This is a genomic window from Aquidulcibacter sp., assembly GCF_049239865.1.
Lineage (GTDB): Bacteria > Pseudomonadota > Alphaproteobacteria > Caulobacterales > Aquidulcibacteraceae > Aquidulcibacter.
Genome location: NZ_JBMLTR010000095.1, coordinates 1 through 7155 on the forward strand (window position 1 = coordinate 1; position 7155 = coordinate 7155).

At 55.6% G+C, this 7155-nt stretch carries 8 protein-coding genes; 6 read left to right on the top strand and 2 right to left on the bottom strand.

Annotated features, from left to right (window positions below; translation table 11 throughout):
• The first annotated feature begins 248 nt into the window (after positions 1 to 248).
• The 3 genes from ACOVRA_RS07020 to ACOVRA_RS07030 all read left to right on the top strand — a co-directional run bounded on the left by ACOVRA_RS07020 (position 249) and on the right by ACOVRA_RS07030 (position 3303).
• On the top strand, positions 249 to 1559 hold the full coding sequence (locus ACOVRA_RS07020; protein WP_421719655.1) for a dicarboxylate/amino acid:cation symporter: 1311 nt from the start codon (positions 249 to 251) through the stop codon (positions 1557 to 1559).
• 144 nt (positions 1560 to 1703) lie between these two features.
• Positions 1704 to 2846, top strand: coding sequence for an acyltransferase family protein (locus tag ACOVRA_RS07025; protein WP_421719656.1), 1143 nt, complete (start codon positions 1704 to 1706; stop codon positions 2844 to 2846).
• A gap of 103 nt (positions 2847 to 2949) precedes the next feature.
• On the top strand, positions 2950 to 3303 hold the full coding sequence (locus tag ACOVRA_RS07030; protein WP_421719657.1) for a SnoaL-like domain-containing protein: 354 nt from the start codon (positions 2950 to 2952) through the stop codon (positions 3301 to 3303).
• Here the strand turns inward: ACOVRA_RS07030 and ACOVRA_RS07035 are convergent.
• Entirely contained in the window at positions 3278 to 4417 is a 1140-nt protein-coding gene (locus ACOVRA_RS07035; RefSeq protein ID WP_421719658.1) for a pyridoxal phosphate-dependent aminotransferase, read from the bottom strand. The genes ACOVRA_RS07030 and ACOVRA_RS07035 overlap by 26 nt on opposite strands.
• A 138-nt stretch (positions 4418 to 4555) precedes the next feature.
• Here ACOVRA_RS07035 and gcvA point away from each other — a divergent pair, with 138 nt between their 5' ends.
• Positions 4556 to 5476: a transcriptional regulator GcvA gene (gcvA, locus tag ACOVRA_RS07040; RefSeq protein ID WP_421719659.1), complete on the top strand. Its 921-nt coding sequence runs from the start codon at positions 4556 to 4558 to the stop codon at positions 5474 to 5476.
• Positions 5477 to 5523: 47 nt separating this feature from the next.
• The gene (locus tag ACOVRA_RS07045; RefSeq protein WP_421719660.1) at positions 5524 to 5877 is read left to right on the top strand and encodes a chorismate mutase; all 354 of its coding nucleotides are present in this window, start codon (positions 5524 to 5526) and stop codon (positions 5875 to 5877) included.
• Here ACOVRA_RS07045 and ACOVRA_RS07050 read toward each other — a convergent pair.
• A complete protein-coding gene (locus ACOVRA_RS07050) occupies positions 5874 to 6260 on the bottom strand; it encodes an Hpt domain-containing protein (protein WP_421719661.1) in 387 nt (128 codons plus the stop codon). The two genes, ACOVRA_RS07045 and ACOVRA_RS07050, sit on opposite strands and share 4 nt — an antisense overlap.
• A 148-nt stretch (positions 6261 to 6408) precedes the next feature.
• On the opposite strand from ACOVRA_RS07050, the gene ACOVRA_RS07055 reads away from it, so the two are divergent.
• Positions 6409 to 6987 (top strand): hypothetical protein, encoded by a 579-nt coding sequence (locus ACOVRA_RS07055; RefSeq protein WP_421719662.1) that lies wholly within the window; start codon positions 6409 to 6411, stop codon positions 6985 to 6987.
• Positions 6988 to 7155: the final 168 nt, after the last annotated feature.

Consider the following 7155-nt stretch of genomic DNA (forward strand, 5'->3'; position numbering starts at 1 on the left):
GAGCATATTGATGCGGTGACGGCGATTGTGAAAACCTCGATCGATGGCTCCATCCAGTCCGCGGTTCAGACGGCCACCTCACTCGACCCGAAAACCCGAAATGGCCTCGTCTCTTGCGCCGCCAAAGCCGCGATTTCAGACGCCATTAGCGGGCAGTAGATCAAAAATGTTTCTTGTCTAAGGCTAGGCGAACCCAAAGCTACTAAGTAGTAAAAATTCAGAATTGAACAAATTTCTGGATTGGGCCTATGGCAGAAGCCGCATTTTTAGACGCACGGAAGAACAGTAACCTAATGGCGCGCATCCAAGATGTGCTGCCAATAGCTTGCATTTCAAGCTTGGTCCTTGGCTTTGCAGTGGGCGGATTTTTGGCCGATTTGGACGAAGCCAATTGGATAAGTTCAATTGTCGGCTTTTTCGATGTTGTCGGCACGATGTGGATCAATGCCATTCGGATGACGGTCATCCCCTTGATCGTGCCGCTGTTAATTGCCGCCATTGCTGGATCAGAAAGCAGCCGTTCGGCGGGAACGATTGGCATTCAGACATTGGTCGCCTTTATCCTACTGAGTGGCTGCTATGCGGGCGTGGCGGCCTTGAGCGCGAAAGGGATGTTTTCCGGTTTGACGCTGGATCAATCCGTCACGGACAAGCTGCGTGCTTCCGTTCATGCCGCGGAAGTTCCGACCGGAGATGCCAGCATCACGACGTGGTTCAAGAATTTGATCCCAATCAACCCGATCAAGGCCGCTGCCGATGGCACGATGTTGTCATTGATGATTTTTGCAATTGCTTTTGGATTTGCGAGTTTGGCCGCACCTGCGGACGCGCGGCACCAGATTGTAAATGCCTGCCGAACCATGAGCTCGGTAATGCTGGTCTTGGTTCAGGGCGTCCTACTGGTCGCACCCCTTGGAATTTTCGCCTTAACCCTTGTCGTTGGCACCAAACTTGGAGGGGCAGCTTTTTCCGCTTTGGGCTATTTGATTAGCGTGCAAGTTGGTGCGGCATTCATCGTCAGTCTGGCCCTTATCGCAATTATGGTGATCTGGGGAAATTTAGCTTTCTCCAAAGTCTTCATCGGCGTGATAAACCCAACCTCTGTCGCATTGGGAACGAGCTCCTCACTGTCAGCTTTGCCCGCCATGATTGAGACTTCAAGGGACACTTGGCGGTTGCCGGAGCGTGTTTATGGTTTTGTGTTGCCGTTTGCGGTCTCTACTTTTAAGCCGTCGACTGCCTATGCTTGGGTGTTCTCAACCTATTTTCTATCGATACTATACGGCATTTCATTTGGCCCAAAGGAGCTTGCGTTCGCGGCAACCTATGCGGCCCTGCTGAATGCAACGGTTCCGGGCATCCCGGGTGGTGGCATGATTGCGGTGGCCCCCCTCCTCCTTGCATTGGGCCTGCCGCTTGAAGGTCTGGCCATTTTGTTTGCAATTAACCCGATAACAGATCGCACGGCGACCGCGATCAACGTGCTCTCAAATCTGGCCGTCGCGGCCATTCTGGCTGCGATTCAGCGGCACGCGTTCACGGAGGGTTCAGACCTTTAGGCCCAAATAACAATGGTTACCATGGTTCGGCGCGCTTTTTGCAAGCACGCGGCGTCGACGTTGGATGTGTGCGAATCTGATCCAAGTCCAAAACTTTATGGGCGTCTTGTTGGTGCGATGCCTGCCACCCTTAGGAGACATCTTGTGATCGCACCAACGCGCCAACACATCTTTCCAGATACAATTGAAGCCTTGACGGGCGTCAGGTTCTTTCTCGCCTTGGGCGTGGTCTTCTTCCACTACCAGCTTTTCTGGGTCTTACCTGCAGACGCCGCCCCCCTTCTCAATCGAGCCCGACTAGGGGTCGACATTTTCTTTATCCTGTCGGGCTTTATCTTGACGCACGTCTATCTGACTGGCGACACGACCCCCTCTTATTGGCGCTTCATCAGTGCGCGATTTGCACGGATCTATCCGGCCCATTTCATTATTCTGATCGGTGTTTTGGCCCTCACGTTGGGGGCAGGCTTGGTTGGAGTGCGTATTGATCATGCCAATTTCTCGACATTTGACTTTCTCACCAGCCTTTTTCTCGTCCATGCATGGTTCCCGACCCAACATATGGCCAATTGGAATGGTCCATCCTGGTCATTGTCGGCTGAATGGTTTGTCTACTTAGCCTTCCCCGCCTTTGCTTGGATTGCGATGCGCTGGCGCGAGAAACCCCTTTTAATCATTGGGCTTGCCATCGCCGCCTTTGCGGCGCTCGATTTCGTTTATCAGACTTTGTTTGGATCTATCCTGACTGAAGCCCAAGAAAACCTTGGGATCCTGCTGGTTGTGCCTGAGTTCATTTACGGCATTGGGCTCTATTTTTCAGGGCAAAAGATCAATCTAAACCGGTTGCAGGCCAGCATCTTTGCCTTCGGCATGACAGTCATACTGCTCACCGCGATGCATTTTCACACGGATGATCGCTTGGTGGTTGGCATTGCTGGGCCATTTGTGCTGTCGCTTGGCCTCTTGGCGAAATCTGGGCAGCGCAGCTTCCTCTCCCATAAATGGATACAATTTGGCGGCGAGGCCTCCTTCGCGCTGTATCTGGTGCATATGCCGATCCTGATGGTGTGGCGGAATGTCATTCAGAAATGGTTTGAGCTTGAGAAGACTTATCGTATGGGCTGGCCAGAGGTCGCGATCCTTTTGACGCTGACCTTGATCGCGGCTGGCCTCATTCATATCTGGTTTGAGCAACCTAGCCGCCTGTGGCTACGAGGGCTGTTTAGCCGAAAGCCTGCGTCCATGAAGCTTCCAGATACCGCGCCCTTGGGTGACTCCAAGGGCTAAAACCGTCGCAATCTGGTGATAAATAGCTCGTCGAACCAAGTATCCGCTTGCCAAGTACGAAAAGATATGTTCTTGTTATGTTCTTATCATTGGAGTATATGTGATGACGACACAGGAAGTTGCCGAAGCTTTTACCGCGCTCTGCAAAGCAGGCCAAATGGATGAAGCGGGTCTGAAATTTTGGGCCGAAAACGTGCGCAGCATTGAGAATATGGAAGGTCCCAGCAGCGTCGCTGAAGGCATACCAGCGCTCATTGCTAAGGGTGAGTGGTGGTATGGTGCCCATGAAGTCCACAGTGTTGAGACCCATGGTCCGTATGTGAACGGCGACCAATTCGCGCTGCGCTTTGTCATGGATATTACGAACAAAGAAAGTGGCGAGCGCGTCGCGATGGATGAAATTGCGGTCTACACCGTGGCAAACGGCAAAATCAGCGAAGAGCGCTTCTACTATTAAACCAAGGCGTTAGGCGGGCCATCGCATCTTCGATTTGTGGCGTCGAAACCGCAAAGCTGAACCGGAGGTGCGTGTGGCCTGCCACGGGGTCAAAGTCGACGCCCGGTGCAATGGCGACGCCGGTATCCGTCAACATCTGATGGGCGAACGCCATGCTGTCCTCGGTGAGGTGGCTGACATCAGCATAGATGTAAAAGGCCCCATCTGGCGGGGCGATGCGCGTTACGCCCATGGCTGGCAAAGCCTGCAAAACAATCTCGCGATTGGCGCGATAGGTGGCGACATTGGCCTCTAGCTCGTCAATGCAATCCATCGCGGCAAGGCCTGCATGCTGGGCCAAGGATGGCGCTGTCAGAAACAAATTGCCCATACGGGCGCGGGCGGCATCCACCAAATCGTCTGACGCCACCAACCAGCCCAACCGCCAGCCTGCCATCGAAAAATATTTTGAAAAAGAATTGACGACCAAAGCGTCTGTCGCAAATTCCAGCATGGAATGGGTGGGGCCGACATAGCTCAGCCCATGATAGATTTCGTCAGATATGATTCGGATATTGCGACGGGCACAAACCTCCGCAATCGCCTTAAGTTCTTCAGCTGGAATAATTGTTCCTGTGGGATTGGCCGGACTGGCGAGGATCAAGCCTTTGGGCGCAGGCTCTAAAGCATCAATTTGGGCCGCGGAAATTTGAAACCGCGTCGCCTCGCCACAGACTATCTCTAAAGGTGCCAGATGCAGCGCCTTGACCGTATTGCGATAGGCGACATAGCCGGGGCTTGCAAAGGCAATCTGGTCACCCGGCGCAAAGGCAGAGCTTAAGGCCATCACCAGCGCCGGGGATGCCCCACAGGTCAGGACAATCCGTTCTGGATCGACACTGACGCCATAGAGGTCCTGATACCGACCCGCCAGGGCTTCTTTGAGTGGGCTACTTTCCCAATAGCCCATACCATCAGTGTCCAGCACGTGATGGGCAGCAGCGATCGCTTTGGATGGTGCCCCCGTTGAAGGCTGGCCGAATTCCATATGGATCACCTTCTCGCCACGTGCCTTCATGGCATGGGCAAGGCGGCTGATGGAAATGGCGCGGAAGGGCTCAATCAAGGCAGTCATGGCACCCGCATAAACGGCTTAGGGGGGTGGTGTCGACCCCTTGGCCGCGCCTGATTTGGCAGCGCCCGAAAGCGCTCACGTGTAAGAATAGATTTTCTGATCGTTGAATTGTGCGGTTTCTGGCATTAGACTTTCTCTATGAGCACTGCCTACCCCCCCCTCAATGCGCTCCGCGCTTTTGAAGCCGCCGCGCGGCGTCTGTCCTTCACCAAAGCGGCCGAAGACCTCGACGTCACGCCCGGCGCCATCAGCCAGCAAGTCAAGATTCTGGAAGACTTCGTCGGCCAGCCGCTGTTCCGGCGCTTAGGCCGGGCGGTGGAACTTACCGACTCCGCGCGCGCCTCTATGCCTTTGTTGCGGGAAGCTTTTGAGCGGATTGACGATGCCGTGCGCCAAATGCGCCTGCCCCTGCGGCGAGAACGGGTGTCGGTATCGGCGGCACCATCTTTTGCCTCCAAATGGCTAGTGCCGCGCATTGACCGCTTCCAAGCCGCCAACCCTGATGTTCAGGTCTGGGTGGCCGCCGATATGAACCTCGTTGATTTTGCTTATGCTGATGTTGATCTGGCGGTGCGCTATGGACCCGGCTTTTATGAAGGCGTGACATCAGAAATGCTGATGGGCGAAGAAGTGCTGCCCGTGTGCAGCCCAGCCCTTTTGGAAGGGTCCAAACCCCTACGCACCCCGCAAGACTTGGTTGGCCATACGCTGCTTCATGACGTCAGCCCCGACAATGACCCTTCCTGCCCCGATTGGTCGATGTGGTTGACCGCGCGCGGTGTGCCCCGTGCCGATGGCAATCAGGGCTTGCGCTTCAATCAATCCGCCATGGTGATTGATGCCGCTGCTTCTGGCCGCGGCGTCGCACTGGCCAAGCGCGCAATCGCCGCCGCAGACCTGCAATCTGGTCGCCTTGTGGCACCTTTTTCTGGAGAGGGCGACAAGGTTGGCTTTGCCTATTGGCTGGTACGCCCCAAGGGCCGGACCATGACCCCTGCCCTCAAAGCCTTCTTGGATTGGATCAAATCGGAAGCAACTGGCGATGACTGGGTGATTTAGTGATTGAGGCTTTGCGTCTACACGCAGTCTAGTCTATCTGCGCGCCCATGACTGATCGTGACCTAGAAAGCCGCAACACGGCTGCCACCTGCCAGACCATGGCAGACGTGCGCCATGAAATTGACCGCTTGGACCGTATTTTGGTGGCACTAATTGCAGAGCGCCAGGGCTTTATGGATGCTGCTGCCCGCATTAAGGGCCATCGCGGCCTTGTGCGCGACGAAGCCCGCATTGCCGATGTGATTGCAAAAGTGGCTGTCAGTGCCGAACAGCACGGCCTGTCCATGTCGATAGCAGACCCGGTGTGGCGCACCATGATGGACCGCTGCATCGCTTATGAATTTACCGCCTTTGACGCCTTAGCCGCTAAAGCCGAGACTGCAGACAAAACCGAAGTTTAGCGCAAAGACGCCAGAGCATAGTGATGCTCGATCACCGCGATCTCGCCGATAACGGACTGCATCTCAGTGGTGATGGCCTCGTAGAACGCCCGCTTCTCATCTCGGCTTAAGGGATGAGCTTTGCTCGCCTCTTCGGCTTGGCCGCACAACTCGCCCAATTGCCACGCCCCAATCCCCCGAGCAGAGCCTTTGACGGAATGGGCGGCATTGCCCCAGTCTAGGGTTTCGGTGCTGGGCTGTAACAATTTACTCCACAGCTCAACTTGCTCGCGAAACAAGCCCAGCACTTCCAGCGCGAGCTCTTGGTCGCCACCGGTCATGCGCTCCAGATGCGCTTTATCCAGCACAGGGCCTTGCTGATGAAGAGGTATGCTTACATCCATAGCCCCTTGATAGCGTTTCAAGGTTAAAACGGCATTTACAGGCTGCCATCACCAAGGTGTGATGTTTCTGAAGGCTTTATTCATGCTCGTTTCAGGCACAGGCTGACACACTCTGCCTCAGGGACATCTGAATCAAGGAGAGTTTTCAATGCGTCTGCTTCTCACCAGCGCCCTTGTGCTAGCCGGTCTGGCCGTCACAGCCCCCGCACAGGCGCAAGGCATTTCGGTCCATGTTGGCTCACCCAACCCGGTCTATGTAGATCGCCGTGGAGCCGATTACTGGGGCCCCTATGGCCAATGGCAAAGCTGGAACCCCCGTTGGGGCAATCCGGCCCTGTATGCCAATCGCTGGGGCTTTGACGAGTATCACCCCAGCCGTGGCTGGCGGCGCGACACGCAATGGTACACGCACCCCTCGGCTTGGTCGGGTTGGGGTGGCTGGAACTGGTCATTCCAAGTACGCGGCGGCGATGATTACGGCCGTGGACGTGGCTGGGATCGCGATCGTGACCACTGGCGTGACCGCCATGATCGCCGGGATCGTTACCGTGACCGGTATGAAGATCGCTTTAGCTATCGGGCACCAGTCGTGCGTTGTTATCGCCAGCAAAGCCATGACTGGATTCGCGGTCGCAAGGCCCTCGTCAGCTATGTGCTGTGCACCGACCCGCGTGGGCGGTCCTATGAAGAGGCAGGCTCGCGCCGGATTGAGGCTTGGCTCTGGTAATTAGAGCCCCCATTGGCGCGGCAAAAACACATAAGTCGTGCAAACAAAAGCGGCGCAGGGCTTGAACCCTGCGCCCATTTGCGCCATACGCCCTTTCCCTTGTTTCTTGCGCCTCTCGAGGCGGCTCGCGCAAACCAAACGCCAGCGGCACTAGCCCAGATAAACAAG

Bases quoted from the DNA above. Each gene is read 5' to 3' on its own strand.
- ACOVRA_RS07020 (WP_421719655.1), top strand. From the start codon at position 249: ATGGCAGAAGCCGCATTTTTAGACGCACGGAAGAACAGTAACCTAATG.
- ACOVRA_RS07030 (WP_421719657.1), top strand. From the start codon at position 2,950: ATGACGACACAGGAAGTTGCCGAAGCTTTTACCGCGCTCTGCAAAGCA.
- ACOVRA_RS07035 (WP_421719658.1), bottom strand. From the start codon at position 4,417: ATGACTGCCTTGATTGAGCCCTTCCGCGCCATTTCCATCAGCCGCCTT.
- gcvA (WP_421719659.1), top strand. From the start codon at position 4,556: ATGAGCACTGCCTACCCCCCCCTCAATGCGCTCCGCGCTTTTGAAGCC.
- ACOVRA_RS07045 (WP_421719660.1), top strand. From the start codon at position 5,524: ATGACTGATCGTGACCTAGAAAGCCGCAACACGGCTGCCACCTGCCAG.
- ACOVRA_RS07050 (WP_421719661.1), bottom strand. From the start codon at position 6,260: ATGGATGTAAGCATACCTCTTCATCAGCAAGGCCCTGTGCTGGATAAA.
- ACOVRA_RS07055 (WP_421719662.1), top strand. From the start codon at position 6,409: ATGCGTCTGCTTCTCACCAGCGCCCTTGTGCTAGCCGGTCTGGCCGTC.